The 16,709-nt window shown below is 36.6% G+C and carries 18 protein-coding genes, 1 tRNA gene and 1 riboswitch; of the genes, 8 read left to right on the forward strand and 11 right to left on the reverse strand.

The genetic code is table 11. The features are described 5' to 3' along the window. Positions 1–28: 28 nt before the first annotated feature. From PHT16_03900 to PHT16_03915, 4 genes are all read left to right on the forward strand, one after another. Positions 29–1,798, forward strand: a complete 1,770-nt coding sequence (locus PHT16_03900; protein MDD5721551.1) for an ABC transporter substrate-binding protein — start codon at positions 29–31, stop codon at positions 1,796–1,798. Continuing rightward, positions 1,770–3,758, forward strand: a complete 1,989-nt coding sequence (locus PHT16_03905; protein MDD5721552.1) for a ribonuclease J — start codon at positions 1,770–1,772, stop codon at positions 3,756–3,758. Before PHT16_03900 ends, PHT16_03905 begins: the two co-directional genes overlap by 29 nt. A gap of 5 nt (positions 3,759–3,763) precedes the next feature. Continuing rightward, on the forward strand, positions 3,764–4,915 hold the full coding sequence (locus tag PHT16_03910) for an MFS transporter (protein MDD5721553.1): 1,152 nt from the start codon (positions 3,764–3,766) through the stop codon (positions 4,913–4,915). Between the two features lie 61 nt (positions 4,916–4,976). After that, positions 4,977–5,330: an endonuclease domain-containing protein gene (locus PHT16_03915; GenBank protein ID MDD5721554.1), complete on the forward strand. Its 354-nt coding sequence runs from the start codon at positions 4,977–4,979 to the stop codon at positions 5,328–5,330. A gap of 9 nt (positions 5,331–5,339) precedes the next feature. Here PHT16_03915 and PHT16_03920 read toward each other — a convergent pair whose 3' ends face one another. The 3 genes from PHT16_03920 to PHT16_03930 all read right to left on the reverse strand — a co-directional run bounded on the left by PHT16_03920 (position 5,340) and on the right by PHT16_03930 (position 7,557). Next, positions 5,340–5,594: a SemiSWEET family transporter gene (locus PHT16_03920; protein MDD5721555.1), complete on the reverse strand. Its 255-nt coding sequence runs from the start codon at positions 5,592–5,594 to the stop codon at positions 5,340–5,342. 102 nt (positions 5,595–5,696) lie between these two features. Next, entirely contained in the window at positions 5,697–6,998 is a 1,302-nt protein-coding gene (locus tag PHT16_03925) for a trypsin-like peptidase domain-containing protein (GenBank protein ID MDD5721556.1), read from the reverse strand. Between the two features lie 100 nt (positions 6,999–7,098). Beyond that, positions 7,099–7,557 (reverse strand): adenylyltransferase/cytidyltransferase family protein, encoded by a 459-nt coding sequence (locus PHT16_03930; GenBank protein MDD5721557.1) that lies wholly within the window; start codon positions 7,555–7,557, stop codon positions 7,099–7,101. Between the two features lie 7 nt (positions 7,558–7,564). Beyond that, a riboswitch (cobalamin riboswitch) is annotated at positions 7,565–7,727 on the forward strand. Between the two features lie 90 nt (positions 7,728–7,817). On the opposite strand from PHT16_03930, the gene PHT16_03935 reads away from it, so the two are divergent. Further along, positions 7,818–8,684 carry a hypothetical protein gene (locus PHT16_03935; GenBank protein ID MDD5721558.1) on the forward strand — a complete coding sequence of 289 codons (867 nt, stop codon included), beginning with the start codon at positions 7,818–7,820 and terminating at the stop codon, positions 8,682–8,684. On the opposite strand, the gene PHT16_03940 is transcribed toward PHT16_03935, so the two are convergent. From PHT16_03940 to PHT16_03970, 7 genes are all read right to left on the reverse strand, one after another. Further along, positions 8,671–9,303, reverse strand: coding sequence for a hypothetical protein (locus tag PHT16_03940; protein MDD5721559.1), 633 nt, complete (start codon positions 9,301–9,303; stop codon positions 8,671–8,673). The genes PHT16_03935 and PHT16_03940 overlap by 14 nt on opposite strands. A 110-nt stretch (positions 9,304–9,413) precedes the next feature. Then, on the reverse strand, positions 9,414–9,806 hold the full coding sequence (locus PHT16_03945; GenBank protein ID MDD5721560.1) for a hypothetical protein: 393 nt from the start codon (positions 9,804–9,806) through the stop codon (positions 9,414–9,416). Between the two features lie 18 nt (positions 9,807–9,824). Then, positions 9,825–10,217, reverse strand: a complete 393-nt coding sequence (locus PHT16_03950) for a diacylglycerol kinase family protein (protein MDD5721561.1) — start codon at positions 10,215–10,217, stop codon at positions 9,825–9,827. After that, positions 10,207–10,425 (reverse strand): hypothetical protein, encoded by a 219-nt coding sequence (locus PHT16_03955; GenBank protein ID MDD5721562.1) that lies wholly within the window; start codon positions 10,423–10,425, stop codon positions 10,207–10,209. Before PHT16_03955 ends, PHT16_03950 begins: the two co-directional genes overlap by 11 nt. A gap of 22 nt (positions 10,426–10,447) precedes the next feature. Beyond that, positions 10,448–11,599: a hypothetical protein gene (locus PHT16_03960; protein ID MDD5721563.1), complete on the reverse strand. Its 1,152-nt coding sequence runs from the start codon at positions 11,597–11,599 to the stop codon at positions 10,448–10,450. Positions 11,600–11,779: 180 nt separating this feature from the next. Next, entirely contained in the window at positions 11,780–12,823 is a 1,044-nt protein-coding gene (locus PHT16_03965) for a hypothetical protein (protein ID MDD5721564.1), read from the reverse strand. Continuing rightward, positions 12,807–13,499 carry a 6-phosphogluconolactonase gene (locus PHT16_03970; protein ID MDD5721565.1) on the reverse strand — a complete coding sequence of 231 codons (693 nt, stop codon included), beginning with the start codon at positions 13,497–13,499 and terminating at the stop codon, positions 12,807–12,809. Before PHT16_03970 ends, PHT16_03965 begins: the two co-directional genes overlap by 17 nt. Positions 13,500–13,570: 71 nt before the next feature. Here PHT16_03970 and PHT16_03975 point away from each other — a divergent pair. From PHT16_03975 to PHT16_03985, 3 genes are all read left to right on the forward strand, one after another. Further along, positions 13,571–13,644: transfer RNA gene (locus tag PHT16_03975), tRNA-Gln, on the forward strand. A gap of 118 nt (positions 13,645–13,762) precedes the next feature. Then, a complete protein-coding gene (locus PHT16_03980; GenBank protein ID MDD5721566.1) occupies positions 13,763–15,199 on the forward strand; it encodes a glutamine synthetase family protein in 1,437 nt (478 codons plus the stop codon). 55 nt (positions 15,200–15,254) lie between these two features. Beyond that, positions 15,255–15,857 carry a hypothetical protein gene (locus PHT16_03985; protein MDD5721567.1) on the forward strand — a complete coding sequence of 201 codons (603 nt, stop codon included), beginning with the start codon at positions 15,255–15,257 and terminating at the stop codon, positions 15,855–15,857. A gap of 20 nt (positions 15,858–15,877) precedes the next feature. On the opposite strand, the gene PHT16_03990 is transcribed toward PHT16_03985, so the two are convergent. Further along, the coding region (locus PHT16_03990) for a hypothetical protein (protein ID MDD5721568.1) at positions 15,878–16,709 on the reverse strand (832 nt) is incomplete at its 5' end.

Below are 16,709 nucleotides of genomic sequence, written 5' to 3' on the forward strand. Positions count from 1 at the left end.
GTTTATCTTTGTGTTTTATATCTAAAATATGCAAAATTTATATAGCCGTATTCGCCAGTTGAAAGTTACTGGTAAATTGCCTAAAAAAGACGAAATTAATTCAATTTTTAACACGTTCTCAAAAAAGGAACGAGTAGTTTTTATTGTATTGTTATTCACATTCTTTATTAGCACCATAATAATTCTCGAAAATATTAATAAATCTCTGATGGTGAGCGTCCCCTTGCATGGTGGCTCTATTTCTGAAGGCATTATCGGCACCCCCCGTTTTATAAACCCTGTACTAGCCAACTCCCCTACTGACCTCGACCTCGTTTCGCTCATCTACTCTGGGCTAATGAGGAAAAATCAGGACGGTACTCTATCCCCAGATTTGGCAGAAAAATATGAAATGTCTAATGACGGTTTAACTTATAAATTTACTTTGAAAGATAAAATATATTTCCAAGACGGGAAACCTGTTACTGTGGACGATATTATCTTTACCATAAATGAGATAAAAGATCCGATCATAAAAAGTCCGAAAAAAGTGGACTTTGATGGAGTAAGTGCGACAAGGATAGACGACAAAACTATAGAATTTTCTCTTAAAAAACCCTATCCGTCCTTTTTAGAAAGTTTAACCCTTGGAATAATGCCTCAGCATTTATGGGATAATTCTTCCATAGAACTAAACGACGCGAATATTTTCCCTATTGGTTCCGGACCCTATTCGGTTAAAAACGTAGCCAAACAATCTTCCGGAGTTATAGATTCTTACGAATTGGAATCATTTAATAAATTTATATTGGGCGAACCGTATATCGAAGACGTTAATTTGTATTTTTATTTAAACGAAAACGACCTCATTCGCGCACTCGAAGATGGGAAGGTGGAACAGATAAGCTCCATCACCCCTTTGAATGCAGATATCTTAAAAGAAAGAAACTATCAAATAGAGTCTGCGGTGCTTCCGAGGGTATTCGGGCTTTTCTTTAATCAGAATAAAAACATTCTTTTTACTGATAATGTTATCACTAAAGCAATCGACAAAACTATAGATAAAGACAAAATAGTTCGAGAAGTTCTTTTTGGATACGGAGTCGCCACAGACGACCCCATCCCGCCGAACATGATCGCCTATCAAAAATTGTCCGCAGAGAACAATCTTTCTCGTGATCTCATATTGCAAAATGTGCAAAATAGCCTGGCGAAAGACGGATGGTCAAAAGGTCCGGATGGATTTTTACAAAAAACTATCGTTGGTAAAAATAAAAAGAAAACCACTACCACTTTAGAATTTTCTATTTCGACAGGCAATGCAGAAGAACTTACAAAAACTGCCGAGATAATTAAACAAGATTTATCGAAAATCGGAATGAAGGTAGATATTAAAACTTTTGAAATCGGCAATTTGAACCAAAGCGTTATACGCCCGAGAGATTATGACACACTTTTATTTGGACAGATTATAAATCATGAATCTGATCTATTTGCCTTTTGGCACTCATCTCAGCGAAAAGATCCTGGTCTCAATGTCGCCTTGTATGCTAATGCGAAAGTAGATAAAATCCTAGAAGACGCAGCTATCACCGTAAATGAAAAAAATAGAATTAAAAAATATGCGCAATTCGAAGACGAAATCAAAAAAGATATGCCAGCAGTTTTCTTATATAGCCCCAATTTTATTTATGTAATATCAAAAGACTTGAAGGGTTTTTCTATTAATCACCTAATTTCTCCCGCTGATCGTTTTTTAAATATATATTCATGGTATATTAAGACAGAAAATGTCTGGGAAATATTCACTAAAAAATAAAATGGTTAAAAAAACAAGACTTTCTTTCTCCTCATTAAAGATTGAAGAAAAAGATGAAAATAAAACACCTACTCACAGTAATACCTCTAATTATGGGAATGGCCCCGCTCGCCTACCGGCAGAAAGAGGACATAGAAAAAAAATAACAAAAAGTTCTACCTATCAATACACCCAAAAGAAATTCGGTAAAAGCTCCAGACCTGCGCAATTTGGATCAAAAAACAAAAATTTTAATGAAAAAATTCCACCTATAGAAAAAAATGTAATTCGTATTATTCCGCTTGGTGGGGTGGAAGAGATAGGCAAAAATATGACTGCCATAGAAATAGGCGATGATATCATCGTCATAGATGCAGGTATGCATTTTTCAAATGAATTAACTCCTGGAGTTGATTATGCTATTCCGAATACAACCTATTTAGAAGAACGCAAAGAAAAAATACGAGCCTTGATAATCACTCACGGGCACTTGGACCATATCGGGGGCGTGCCGCTAGTACTTTCACGCATTGGAAATCCTCCTGTATATTCCAGAAAACTTTCAATGCTAATGATGAAAAAAAGACAAGCGGAATTCCCTCATTTGCCTCCGATAAAAGAGAATATTGTCGAGAAAGATTCTGTGATAACCTGCGGAAAAATAAAAGTTAGATTCTTCGGCGTTACGCATACTATTCCTGATTCAATGGGAATAATCATAGAAACAGAACATGGATGGATCGTGACTCCTGGAGACTATAAGCTCGATCAAATAGACGGAATCGTTACCAAAGAAGAAGAAAAAGAATATTCGATCTTTGATAAAGCAAAAGTGCTCCTCTTGATGACAGATTCGACCAATATTGAAAACGAGGGGTTTTCTCTTCCGGAAATAAAAGTGCATCAAGGGTTGGAAAATTTAATTAAAAAAATTCAAGGAAGAATAATTATCGCGGCTTTTTCTTCGCATATCACACGTTTGGCACATATCGTCAAAGTAGCTGAATCATTGGGCAAAAAAATAGCAATAGATGGGCGCTCAATGAAAACGAACATCGAGGTAGCAATAGAAGCCGGATTCTTTGCTCCTAAAAAAGGTACCATTATTCCCCTTGAAGAAGCGAATAATTACCCACCAAATAAAATTGTCGTCTTGATGACCGGCGCACAGGGAGAAGAATTTGCCGCGCTCAATCGTGCTGCCAATAAATCCAACACAAAATTCTCTTTACACAAAGGAGACACTATAATTCTCTCAGCTTCTATTGTACCCGGCAATGAATTGGCTGTGGTAAAAATGAGAGACGCCCTATCTAGGCAAGGAGTCCGGGTCATCAGCTACCGAACAGCTGGCGAGGATTTCGTCCATGCGACAGGACACGGAAATCAAGAAGACGTAAAATGGCTACATAAAAAGACTCATCCAAAATTCTTTATTCCAATTCATGGCAACCATTACCGCCTAGTGCTTCACAAAGAACTCGCAATGGATATGGGAACGCCGGAGGAAAATATTATTGTTCCGGATAATGGCTCAATAATTGAAATATCCGCCGACGGGCAAAAGATGATAATGCGAAAAGAGCGCGCGCCAAGCGGAGCGATGTTGGTAGATGGAACTTCTATTAGCGATACTCAAGACATAGTCATCCGCGATAGAGTCATGCTTGCCCAAGACGGGATGTTTGTTATTATTGCGCTTATTGACCAAAAAACCGGAAAATTAAAAAAATCTCCGGATTTGATTTCGCGAGGATTCGTATATCTAAAAGAAAATCAAGAGCTTCTGCGCCAAGTAAGAATAATCATTAAAAATGGGATAGAAAGCATGACCGCAAAGATGCCTCCGCCATCTTTCCGTGAAGGAAATGCGATAAATTTTGATATAATCAAGGCAAACTTGGGAGAAAGCATCTCAAAATTCTTGTATCAAAAAACAGCCAAGAGACCATTGGTTATACCTGTGATTTTGAGCGTATAAAAAAAATGATTCAAGAAAGAAAAATAATATATTTAGAGGGTTTCTTGTTTTCAATACCTATTGCTCTAGCTTCCTATATAAATTCAAGCTTTATTTCCTCTTTTATTAGTGAAAAATTTGTTGGTATTATTTATGTTCTTGGTTCGATTAGTTCTATTCTTGCTCTTTTATTAGCTCCTAAGTTGTTCAAAAAAATAGGTGGATACAAATTCTTGATTTTAATCGCCACCTTAGATGCTTTCTCTTTTTTGACATTGGCTCTTACTAAAAATGCCTTGGGCATAATAGCTGTATTTATTTTGGCCTTTTCTCTAAACGCTTTAGTATTTTTTTCACTAGATGAATTTTTAAAAATACTCTCTGAAAATTCCGTTACCGGAAAAGTTAGGGGTATTTATTTAATGGTGTGTAACCTAGCTTGGATTTTAGCGCAATTAATATCTGGAACAATTTTAGAAGATTTTTCCTTGAGAGTAGTTTATTTTACAAGTTTCTTGGTAATGATATTATTTTTAATAATATCTATATTAAAACTTAAAAATCTACCTGAACCAAAATATGATAAAATAAATTCTTTTAAATATGTAAATAAATTTTTTCAAAATAAAAATTTATTTCGAGCTTACGGCATAAATTTCCTGCTTCAATTTTTTTACTGCTGGATGGTTATTTACACTCCGATATATTTACACGCACATCTTGGTTTTAACTGGAAAGAAATATTCCTAATTTTCGCTTTAATGCTTTCCCCTTTTATTTTTATCCCATTTTATGTTGGAGAAATCGCTGACAAAATCGGTGAAAGAAAAATATTAATGCTTGGATTTACAATAGCATCTTTCACTACTCTTTCTCTTTTTTTTATTCACCAACATTCGATCTGGCTTTGGGCCCTTTTATTGTTCGCGACCCGAATCGGCGCCTCAAGCATAGATGGCACCAGTGATACCTATTTTTTTAAGCATATTAAATGCGAAAACGAAGAGCTTGTCGGAATTTACCGTAGCGCTTCACCTGTTTCTTATATCTTAGGACCAATTGTCGCTTTTATTATTCTTTCCTTAGTCCCATCTCTTAATTATATTTTTCTTATCTTAGGAGCAATTATGCTCTATGGAATTTATCTATCTTCCACGATACGAAAGAGCGATATCTAAATCACCACCCCGCCTAAAGGCACCCCTCCTCCACAAGGAGGGGAGGATTAAAAAATCCACAATGAAAATTGTTCACAATATAACAAAACTGCTTGAAAGAAGAAAAAAACTCAGGAATGAAAGTACGCCGGAAGAAATTTTACTATGGCTGCAACTTAAAAATTCAAAAACTAGTTTTAAATTTAGAAGACAGCATAGTATTGGAGGATATATCGCTGATTTTTATTGCCCATCAAAAAAGTTAGTTGTTGAAATTGATGGTTCTCAACACTTCACAAAAGAAAATCGGGAATATGATAAGATACGGACTAATTTTTTTAAAGGTCTTAAAATAAAAGTTTTACGTTTTACTAATACAGAAGTAAGCACTGAAACAGCATCAGTCATAAATAAAATAAAAAAAGCACTCAAGTAACGTATTTCTTTATTTATATTTAATCTTTAAGCCAAGTATAATCAAAGCAAGAATAAGTCCAATGGAATTAGTAACAGCCACTGGACCATTTTTTGTTATAACAGCGTACGTGACCCAAAGGATTAATCCAATAATATAAATAATGTAACGCCATAAAGAAATATCGCGAGTAAGTTTTGTGCGCCAAGCTTTAATTGTTTGTGGAAGGAGCGAAATGACAACCAAAAATCCGGCCATATAACCAAGAAAAGTAACTGAATTCATAAATAAAGTATAGCATATAGATAACAAAAAGTTCAGGCTCCCTCCCCTCCTTGTGGAGGAGGGGAGCCTCAACTAAAATCGAAGTGGGGTGGTGATTATTTTCTATTTATTTGGAGCGGCAGAAAGAGTGACGAAGACGGTTTTTTCGGCGCCTTTATGAAGAATTTTTAGATTAATTGTCTGGCCTATGCTTTTCTCGCGAATAATGGAGGCGAGATTGTTTTTGTCGTCTAATTTTACCCCGTCAATTTCTAAAATAATATCGTTTTCCACAATCCCAGCTTTGTCTGCAGGAGAACCTGGAACGACAGCCAGATCACTCGCAGTCGATCCAGCTTTCACCAACACTCCATAATCCACTGTTAAATTATTTTTATCTTTTAATTCCGCATCTATCTCCACATAACGAATGCCTAAATAAGGACGAATAATTTTGCCAGTTGCTTTTACTGACTCAATAGAACCCTTGATGCTATTGATAGGTAAAGCAAAACCAATACTTTGAGAACCTTGCGCCATGGCGACATTCACCCCTATGGCTTCCCCGCTCAAATTCAAGAGCGGCCCTCCAGAATTCCCTAGGTTGATCGCTGCATCTGTCTGAATTACATGGTCAAGAACTTCTGAATTACCGGAATTGTCGCCCGCTGTGATAGACCTTGCCAAACCGGAAACCACCCCCACTGAAACAGTATTTCTATATTCTCCCAAAGCGTTTCCAATGGCAATGACGCTCTGCCCTACTTCTATGGTGCTGGAATCTCCTAGGGTAAGATATGGATAACTCCCGCCAACTAATGGGTCAATTTTTATAAGTGCGATATCCAAGGTAGGATCAACCGCAGTAATTTTCGCTGTATGTTTTTTACCATCATTAGTAAAAACTGTATACTCTACATTTTTTTGATCAACTACATGTTTATTAGTAACTATTAAACCATTACTCGAAACAAAGAATCCAGATCCTCCGCCAATTTCTTTTTTTTCTGTCCCGTTCTGACACAATTGATATTGAGGAATATTAAAGCTAAAACCTGGAAACAAATCGCCGAATGGATTTTGAGGCAGGATTTGATTTTGATTAACACAGGTTTCGTATTTTGGAACATTTTTAGAAATAATGATAGAGACAACAGCGGGATTGGTTTTTTTAACTGCATTTATCACAAAAGAATCCTGTGACAGAGTTGTAATTTTTTCATTTAATTTAATGTTTCCATTCTGCATTTCTGTCAAATATTCCTTGGCAAAGTATCCAAAAATATTTGCCCTATAATGCCAGATTATGCCCACCCCAATTAAAATTACAACTAAAAAAGACAGCAGACTAGTCAAAAAAACAGAAATAAAATTTTTATTTAAAAAAAATTTATTAAAAAATTTCTTTATATTTTCCTCTAACATAATAATTTATTATATTTACCCACACACTAACTTCAATATTCTATTTTATCGAAAAAAGAGTGTCAAGTAAAAAATAATTTCTCTAAGTTAGTGTGTGGGTTTATCTTCTAATTTTTAACAAGTGATTTTTATAAACCTTCGCTTTATAAGGTTTTAAGCGCACGATTTTTATAGGAATACCTTTATCTTTTAGGTCCTTTCTAAGTTCTTGTACATAAGCCTTTTGGTCATAACCCAGAGCAACAATATCTACTTTTTCTCTTAGTATATGCGGTAAATATTTTTCTTTACCTGCTAAAATTACTTTATCTGCTAAACCACTTTTTTTTACCAAAAACATTCTTTCCTTTTCATTTTTTATCGGGTACTTTCCTTTAATTCTTTTCACATTTTTATCTCTAGCAATTGAAACAATTAAAAATGAATTCTTCATGAAGCTTTTCGCTTGTTTAAAAAAATTGACGTGTCCGGAGTGCAGTCCATCAAAAGTCCCAAAAACCATTATTTTTATTCGTGCATTTATTGCTTTTTTTTTAATATCCACATTTGTCTTTGACATAATATAAAGTAAGTATATACTAAAAGAGTTCGCTTGAAAATTAAAAGAATTGATTGGGGAAACTGGTGACCCGCCTGTGCAGGCAGGGATTCCAGTACAGTGCCGCTACGGTAAGCTCTGACTTAGGTCAGAGACAAGTCCGAATACCAATCATTTTGCTCCGCCAGTTGGCGGATCCCGAGCAGGAATTATCAAGACCTAATAGCTTGATATGTCGACTCCTCTCGGTAGGAGTTTTTTTATTTATAAATTAAAAATATATGAAAAAAAGTCTATTAAGTTTTTTGTTTACGTTAGTATTATTGTCTGCAGTAAGTAATTTTGCATTGGCTGAAGGAGTAAATGTAAATTTAACAGTAAAAAATAACGGCGAAGTTGTTTATGTTGGAAGTGTAGCTTTGCTTCCTGCCGGAACCATCAGTATAAATGATTCGAGTGGAAATCCTCACGATACAAATGCAGACAGTGTACTCTCAATAGTTAATATTGCTGATGCTTCGAGTGGGGAATTTAATATTTCCAATTTGATTTATTACGACATGTTCAGCGCTTTTTATTTGAAGTGTATTAACGTCTCTGGATCTGAATTGTGTGATAATTGGCAATACAAAGTAGATGGCGACAGTCCAGCTATGGGAATGGATTCAAAAATTTTATCCGGGGGAGAAAATGTTGTCCTATATTTTGGAGACGAAAACAAGACACCAGCCCCAACACCAGAACCAGAGCCAGAGCCAGAAACCCCGCCAGTTCATAGGAGCAGTGGAGGAGGAGGATATATTGTTTTAAATACTGTCTGCGAAGAAGGAACAAAATTTAGTGCTACCACAGGCCGACCCTGCACATCTTTTATTCCTTCCTCTATACCCGTTTCTCCAACAGTCACCCCTCCTTTACTAAATGTAAATCTTGAAGAAAAACTCCTCGGACATAGTCCTACGGACGAGTCAAAATCTGTTTTTCTTCCAACCACAGAAAAACTAAGCAAAAAAACAAACGAAGCTGTAAAACAAAATACTGCCACAGTTATAAATGCTGTCTCTCAAACTCCTTCTATTCCTCAAACAGAAACTCCAAAGAAAAGCTGGTGGAATAGATTTTGGGATAATATTTTTAGTATTTTTTAAAATCTACTAACTTGGTGGCTTTTATTTCAATTTTGTCTGCTTTTCTTAGTTTTTTCAGATAAGACTTTGGAATAATATCGTAATGTTTTATTCTGTCTAATTTTTTATCAATATACCAAAGATCTTCAGTCGAAGTTACCCAACTCCCGCTACGACTATCGGACTTATTTTTTAACGTATTTAAATTAAAAATCGCGGAATATTGCCTTAAAGTTTTTTTACCATCACTCAAAAAATATTCGTGAAAATAAGACATCGCCAGCTCTCTAATATTCTTATATACTGGTTCTCGGTAACGCAGAACCATATGATTAGTTTTAGATAAAGCTCCCCAGTATCCATTGACTTTGAAAGGAACAACAATGTGGTCATAATCCTCTTTTGTTACTTTAAAATGCATCAGATACGGAGTAAATCCATGCAAAGATAAAATATAAGCGCCGAGCAAGGCACCTTCGAAACAATGCGCATTACGCGCTCTTAAAGTTAAAATAGGAGACTTTAGTGTTTCTCCGTTTTTTTCAAAATTAAACTTAAAACCATTCAAAAGATCTTGCACCTTAGACGGGGTGTTTAACTTTTCTAATATTTTTTTTTCTTTTTTAGTAAAACAGAGCACGTTTATTTCTTTTTTGCTTTTTTAGGCTTTTTCACGTCTTTTCGATATGCGTTGTTTCCTTTTCCCATATAATTAATTAAATTAATAATAATATAATACTTACTTATACACTATTGAGGCAGTACACAAGAAGTTTTATCAGCTAATTGTTGTAGGGAAATCTCTCCACTTAGGCTTGTTCCATCGGCAAATGTCCAAGTGGGATAGCTGGTTATTTTATTATCTGCACAAATCTGCGTCTGTCCTTGCCCATCAGGAGTAGAACACTCAACATATGGTAATAATTTTTGAGATACGCCAAAAAGTTTCTTCTCTGCTTGGCAATGAGGACACCAAAAAGTTCCATAAAAAACTGCGCCCTTATCTTTTAAACAAGTAGCAAATGAATCATATTTGCCAGGACCTGCAGTCGGAAGAACGGTTGGCTGAAGCAATACAGCGGTGATCACTCCTAGAACTAAAAGACAGATTATTAAAATGAAAATTTTAGCATTATTACTCATGAGTTGTATTTTACCAATTTAAAAAATTTTAGGCAAGAAAATGGTAAACCCGACGATAACAGAAACAAATACAGACAATAATACAGCTGCAGCTGCGGCGTCTTTCGTGTCTCTAGCGTACGGATGATATTCCGGAGAAGTTAAATCTATGTCTATCTCGATGGCAGTATTGAAGGCTTCCGAAACTAAAACAAAACCGATCGCAAAAATTAAATCCATCCATTCGGAACAGGAAACTTTAAAATAAAAACCTAAAATTACCACAATAAGAATTGATATAGAAGATACATATCTGAATAAATTACTGGTCGTCATCCAAAAAACTCGCATTCCCCGAAAAGCGTCAAAAAATCTCTGCCTATTTCTATTCCTCACTTCTCGCCATGCCTTTTTTTCTTTTTTAGTGTCCATATCGGGGGTTAGCATCCTCTTTCTCCTCCTTAGTAATTCTATCAAACATAGCCTGTTCTGCTTCAGTAAGCTTATTATAAAAGAAAGTGCCTGCTAGTTTTTGTGCCAGAATTTTTTTTCGAAAAGCTTCTTCTACTTCTACTTCAGTTCTTGAATCAAGCTTCTTTTCCAGTTTACCCCCTGGTATTGGTTCTTTATCCATTCTCATATTCTAAATTATATAACATATTTTACTGGTATTGTATATATACCGGTCTTGGATTCAATTTTAGAAGAGTGGCTGGCGTCATGAGCGTCGTTCCTTTGGTCAAAAGATCATTTTTGTAAAATAATTTAAAGCCGGTAAATTGCACGGGCTCTTTGTACACAAACTGCTGATAGGTATTTATCTTTTTCGCCTGTACTCCCCAACCATCCATATTCATGATAATCTGCACTTCCGGCATGGTCTTGATCTGCTTGTAATTGGTAACCATTTTTTGCGTATAACGATGCACAATGAGGATTTTTGGAGTGAGCTTATTTTCTTTTACGAGCTTTGCTAAATAATTTGAAGCAAAATTTATGTCGGTGGCGTCCAAAGTGCCGACAACTTTCCCCGGCCGGATGCCGCTCTTCATAGAAAATTCTGGATCGAGGGCGAGATGGACTTGCGGCATTTTTAAATACTTTTCTAAAAGCGGGATTTCTGTCTGAACATTGGAAAAACCAACTTGTAGATCAAGAAAGACAATCGCATTTATTTTCGCTGCCATAGCTAGCACTTTTTCTATTTCAGAATCCGGCATACGAAATCTGTATTTACCATCAGCCCCAGCACTGCCCTGCGCAACCACCACAATATAATGAAGAGCAGGAATCACCGGAGTAGAAGGATCAGCAGTATTCCATTTTTCTACTTCAGACTTTAGTTTTGCGAGCATCGTAGCCTCAGGATACTGCCCCAACACTCCCATCTTTGTGGAATATAAATTTCCGTAATAAGCGACAATACGGTTAAACGGCAAAATAGCGCCGGCATTCGGATAAACAGTCTTTACTGGCCAAAGATGTGTTATGGTCGGTTGGGGTGAGGCGGGAACCTTGGTGATTTTGGTCACAGGCTTGCCATTCTTATCTTTTTCAATGGTTTTGATGGTGTTGTAAACAGTAGGATCGGGAGGGTTATTTGCTATTTCATGTAATTTTTTATTATAAGCCTCAATATCAAGAGGCTGAAGCTTAAACGTCTCTAGTTTATTTTTAATTTTCTCGATACTTGGATTTAATGCTTGTTCGTTTTTACTATAAGACAAAGTGCTGCTGAAAAATTCTGAAAACACAAACGTTAGGACAAATAAAGATATGACAGCTATAAAAAAAATCCAAGGTTTTTTGTTCATCCCGTTTAGAAGCAAATCGCGATCAACTCACGCCTCTGATATTTAATATTATTAATATTTATAATATTTAGTTTCATATTTTTATTTGTTTTTAAATTGCGATCGCGGCTTCTAACGGGATTCATTAGGGCTTAATTATAAAGAAAAAAATAAGATATTGCAATTTCAATTAAAAACAAGCTAAAGATCCAAGATCTCTTCTATGGCGCTTCCCTTGGGGTAAATTATTAAATCACTTCCGGATTTTTCCCACGTTTTTTGGATCGCTTCCAAAATCCTCCAGCTTTCGATCACCTCTTTGCTTGAGGTAAACAAATTATGATTGTTTGCCAAGGTGGCTTTGATAATGCGCCCATATGTTTCCGGTTCATGTTCGATATGAAAAATCTTTTCCTTGCCGTCTTTATATTCTATTTTTATTTGCGTCAGTTTTTCTTTGAAAGCCTTACCGGTCGCAAGAATTATCGGCACTCCACGCCACTTTGGATCGTTTGATACCATATTGATGGAAACAAATGTTTCTATCAGGCTATTTGGATTATTCACTTCTTTGCGGTAACCCTCATATTGCCCCCTCTTTACGCACTCATGTTTATTGATATCACAAACAATTTGTAAATTCTTTAATACTCCTTCCCGACGGCTCACTTCAAAGCTTCCAGCGAGAACTATGGCCGCCATCTCGAGAAGATGGCTTTGCACAAAATCTTTCAACGCTCCGGTTTTTTCATAAAAATTAACGCGCCCTTCTATGTCTATCTTTTCGCTCGCAATTATTTTAATGCTGGCGATGTTGCTTTTGTCCCATTCTTCTTCGACTACCGTCCGCAAAGATTCCTTCGCCAAATAATGATCGACTCGATAAATCTGATCCTCGGAAAAATATCTGTCGATGTGCTTTACCAAATCCTGCGCAGACTGCAAGTCATTGCCGAAAGGTTTTTCAAGCATTATTTTTATATTATCTTCGTCGAAGTTTTCGCTGATTAATTCGACAATATCTGCTACCGCTTCTGGAGGAACCGCTAGATGAAATATTTTCTTTGCTGCACTTTCTCCCACTAGATTTCTTAAATTGCCATAATCTTTTCGCGAAACAGGAATTACCTTTCCTGCGTACTTCATATTCTTCTGTAAATTTTCAATAGCCGGCATCAAATAACGCCTTGATAGGTCTCCGGAAGCGCCAAAAATTACATAAGTTGTTTTATCGTTTTCCATCATAGTCAGAAAATATTGTCAGTATTGGCACTTTTTTCAAAATTTGCGCTGGTTGTTTTAAAATTTCTATGTCCTTCTCCAATAAATCTTTTACCACTCCCCATTTTTCTTTCCCTTGCACCCAGACCACAACCTCATCCAATTTTTCTATAACCTTGGGAGTAATGGTGACACGGGAAAATGTGGGAGTGTCATAGCCATAAGCTAGATCTTCAGAATTTACCGCTTCGCTTCCCGGCAATATTCCGGATGTATGCCCATCTGCTCCTATGCCAAACAAACCAATTTTATATCTTTTTTCTTTGTCGTCCATTAATTCTCGGGAGAGATTTGCATTGAATTTAAGAGTGGTGCTGGCGCGATCGCTTCCGTCTAAAATAGGGATAAGTTTCGCTCCGGGAAGACTAAAGCCTTTTTGCATCTGTTGATACCAATTTGAATCCGGGTGGTCGAGCGGTCCGTACCTTTCGTCAGTCATCATGACAGTGATATTTTTGATTAAATTCCGCTCCGGGCTATTTCTTAGAAGCTCTGAGACCTTCGCGCCAACAGCAATAGAAGACCCTCCGGTCACAAAAAACAAAACCTGTCTGCCTGTTTTCAATTGGCTTAAAATAGAATCAGCCATAAACCCCGCAGCCTCTTCCACTTTTGTTGTCATCTTTAAATTTATGTTCATAATGTACATTATACAACAGTTTGATAAAAACGTAATTTTGTTCTATTGTAGGGGTAACGATTAATAATCATTACGGGATCGTCTAATGGTAGGACCCATCCCTCTGGAGGATGTGATCTTGGTTCGAGTCCAAGTCCCGTAGCCAGTGCTTTTGGCTTATAATTAAGGTTATCCACATATGTTTTTTTGGTTAATTATTGTATAATTGACTTAATTTAGTATATTTTTATACTAAATAATTAATATTTTAATATAAAAAATGTATGGAAAAAGATAACGAGTTAAAAAAGTTCTTGGAAATATCTTATAATGATCTCGAAGTGATGAATCTTCGAGCCAAGGAACAGGCAGAAAAGATGGACGAAAATGAACTAGAAAAAGAGTGGAAAACATATTTACAAAAAGAAAAAGGAATAAAAGCAATAACGATTTGTTTTTCAGATATCGAAGGTCGTTTCCATATGCTTGATTATGATAAAAAGTTTTTATTGGATTTTGTGGATAATTTAACTTTTGATGGTTCTTCCATCCGTGGTTTTAGTCAACAAAATGAATCGGACTTACGCCTGTCTGTTGATTGGAGCAGTATTCGTTTTTTGCCATCCGATATTTTTGGTCCCGGAAAAGTTATCCTTTTTGCCGATGTGCTTGATCAAGATCATAAGCCATACATTTCCGATTTTCGTGGACAACTCAAATATTATGCAAATGAATTAAAAAAGAAAAACGGTATTACTATAAATGTTTCAGCTGAAATAGAAGGATTTTTAGTTGATGGAATTAATTCTGAACAAAGATATGAAGAAATGGGTTCTTTCCAATTTATTTCAACTGGCGGCTATTATCATTCATTGCCATTAGGCAGATTGCGCAAATTTATCGATAAGGCGGCAGAAGCACAGCGTGCCATGGGATTTAAAAATGAAAAAGATCACCCAGAAGTGGCTCCTTCACAATTCGAAATGAATTTTTCTTATAGCGAGGTGATACGAGCTTGCGATAATATCCAGCTTTATAAACTTATCTGCCGCCAAGTAGCAAATAATATGGAAATGACAGCCACTTTCTTGCCTAAGCCTTTTGTCGGTATCAATGGCTCAGGAATGCATACAAATTTTTCTCTAGCCAAAAATGGAAAAAATATTTTTTATAACGCAAAAGGAAAAGATGGTCTGTCGGATATTGCTTGGGATTTTATTTCTCGCATATTAAATCATGCATCAGAAATTTGCTTAGTTTTAAATCCTAGTGTAAATGCCTATCGTCGATTGGATCCTCATTTTGAAGCGCCAAACCAGATCAAGGTTTCAGCTCTTGATCGAGGTTCAATGATTCGTATTCCAATAGGCAATGAACGTTCTGCGCGCATTGAAATACGTTCGGTAGCACCTGATGCAAATCCATATTTGGTTCTTTATACAATTGTGAAAACAGGATTCGAAGGAATGCCGTTAAAAAAAGATAAGGAAAAGCGCGATCGATTGCGTATTTTGCCCGACAATATATATGACGCCATTAAGTTTTTCAAAAGCAGCGATTTTATTACTAAAATTCTAAGTAAAACCAATCAAGAAAAATATACTGAATCCAAACAAATGGTAGCTGTCCGCAGTCCAAAAGCTTTGGGCACCATCATCAAGCCTTCTGAAATTACATACCACCATGAGGTGACCAATCAAGTGCTTTGGAATAAATTTTAAAAAGGTTCCTGCATCATTCTATGCTCCGAATAGATAAATTTGATACAATAGCGATATGCCAAACATAATAAAATACATTAGAATTTTTTTGCTTATTTTAATAGTAATTGGAATTGCTTTATTGGTTACCCAAGGAATTTGGGTTCCAAAATTGGTTGATAAAATCATCTCGTCCGAAAATACCAATCAACCTCTCCCCGCCTCCGTAAAAAATAACCCTAACTCTATCGACATAAGCGCTTGGAAAACATTTACGGACCCGGCGAATAATTTTTCATTCAAGTATCCTGAAAAATTATCCACGACCTTTATCAGCACTGTCGACTGGCCTCCAAAAGTGCAAATCCAAAATGGATCATTCACCTGCACCCCTGCCGGCTCAGAAATAGCCAGAGCCGGACAAACCTCCCTCAAGGTAATTGATGGAAAAAATTATTGCGTAACCATAGAGACCGAGGGAGCTGCTGGGAGCATTTATTCCAATTACGCTTACGAAACTGCAATGCTAGGCAAATTGTATTTTTTTACTTTCAGTCTGCGTTATGTCCAATGCGCAAACTATCCCGAACCCAATAAAACTGCCTGCGAAAAAGAAAGAACAGAATTTACGATTGACCCGATAATCAGCCAAGTCATCCAGTCAGTCCAACCTCTTTAATAAGCGCAAGATAATTCCGATTATTTTCTTTTCATTGAAGCGGCTCTTTTGATGGTATCATCGCCATATTTCTGGCGGAGCTTGTCGGCTGTTTCTTCTATAATAATATTATTGAGTTCTTTGTCTTGCTTTCCAAACAAATCTCGAGGAACGCTTTCCTCCCGCACGAGATTGTGGAGGATCACTCCGGTCGAGCGAATCTTCTCTTTGCTTTTTAACAGCTTAGGAAACTTTGGCTCGATTACGTTTAAAATCACCCCGGGGTCGGAAGTGTAAAAAGCTAATTTAATTTCACCGGTATAGTGCTTAAAATCACTCGTTTTCACAAAGAATGCAATTTTGTTACTGAGAAGACGAATAGCTCTCGCATTCTCGCACGCGTGTTCTGCGTTTTTGGATAATTCCCTAAAGATTATTTTGGGATCGGTCGAAGAAGGACGAAAAGTGGAAGTCGCTTGGATGGATTTCTGGTCTCGCGGGTCAACATTGCCTTCCACTTCAAAGATCTGCTCTCCCGAGAGTTCTCTTTTTAAATTTAATACCGGCTCAGAAAAATATTTCTCTATTTCTTTTGAAGAATAATTTACAAAATCATAAGCGGTTTTTATTCCAAAATTGCGAAGCCTTGGAACAGTCTGCCGGCCAATGCCCCAGATGTCGTCTATAGGAGTCGCCTTCAAGGCGCGGACTTCGGCTTCTTTTGAAAGCAATATGACTAGTCCACCCGGTTTCTCGAGCTTGGAAGCTTGTTTGGCCAAGGCTTTTGTTCGAGCCAGACCGAGCGAATAGGTGACCCCGAGCCTCTTTTCTATTTCATTTTTTAATTCCGTCATCAAAGATCGGAAGAGCACA

The sequence above is a fragment of the Candidatus Paceibacterota bacterium genome (assembly GCA_028718635.1).
Classification (GTDB): Bacteria; Patescibacteriota; Minisyncoccia; order Phycocordibacterales; family UBA9973; genus UBA9973.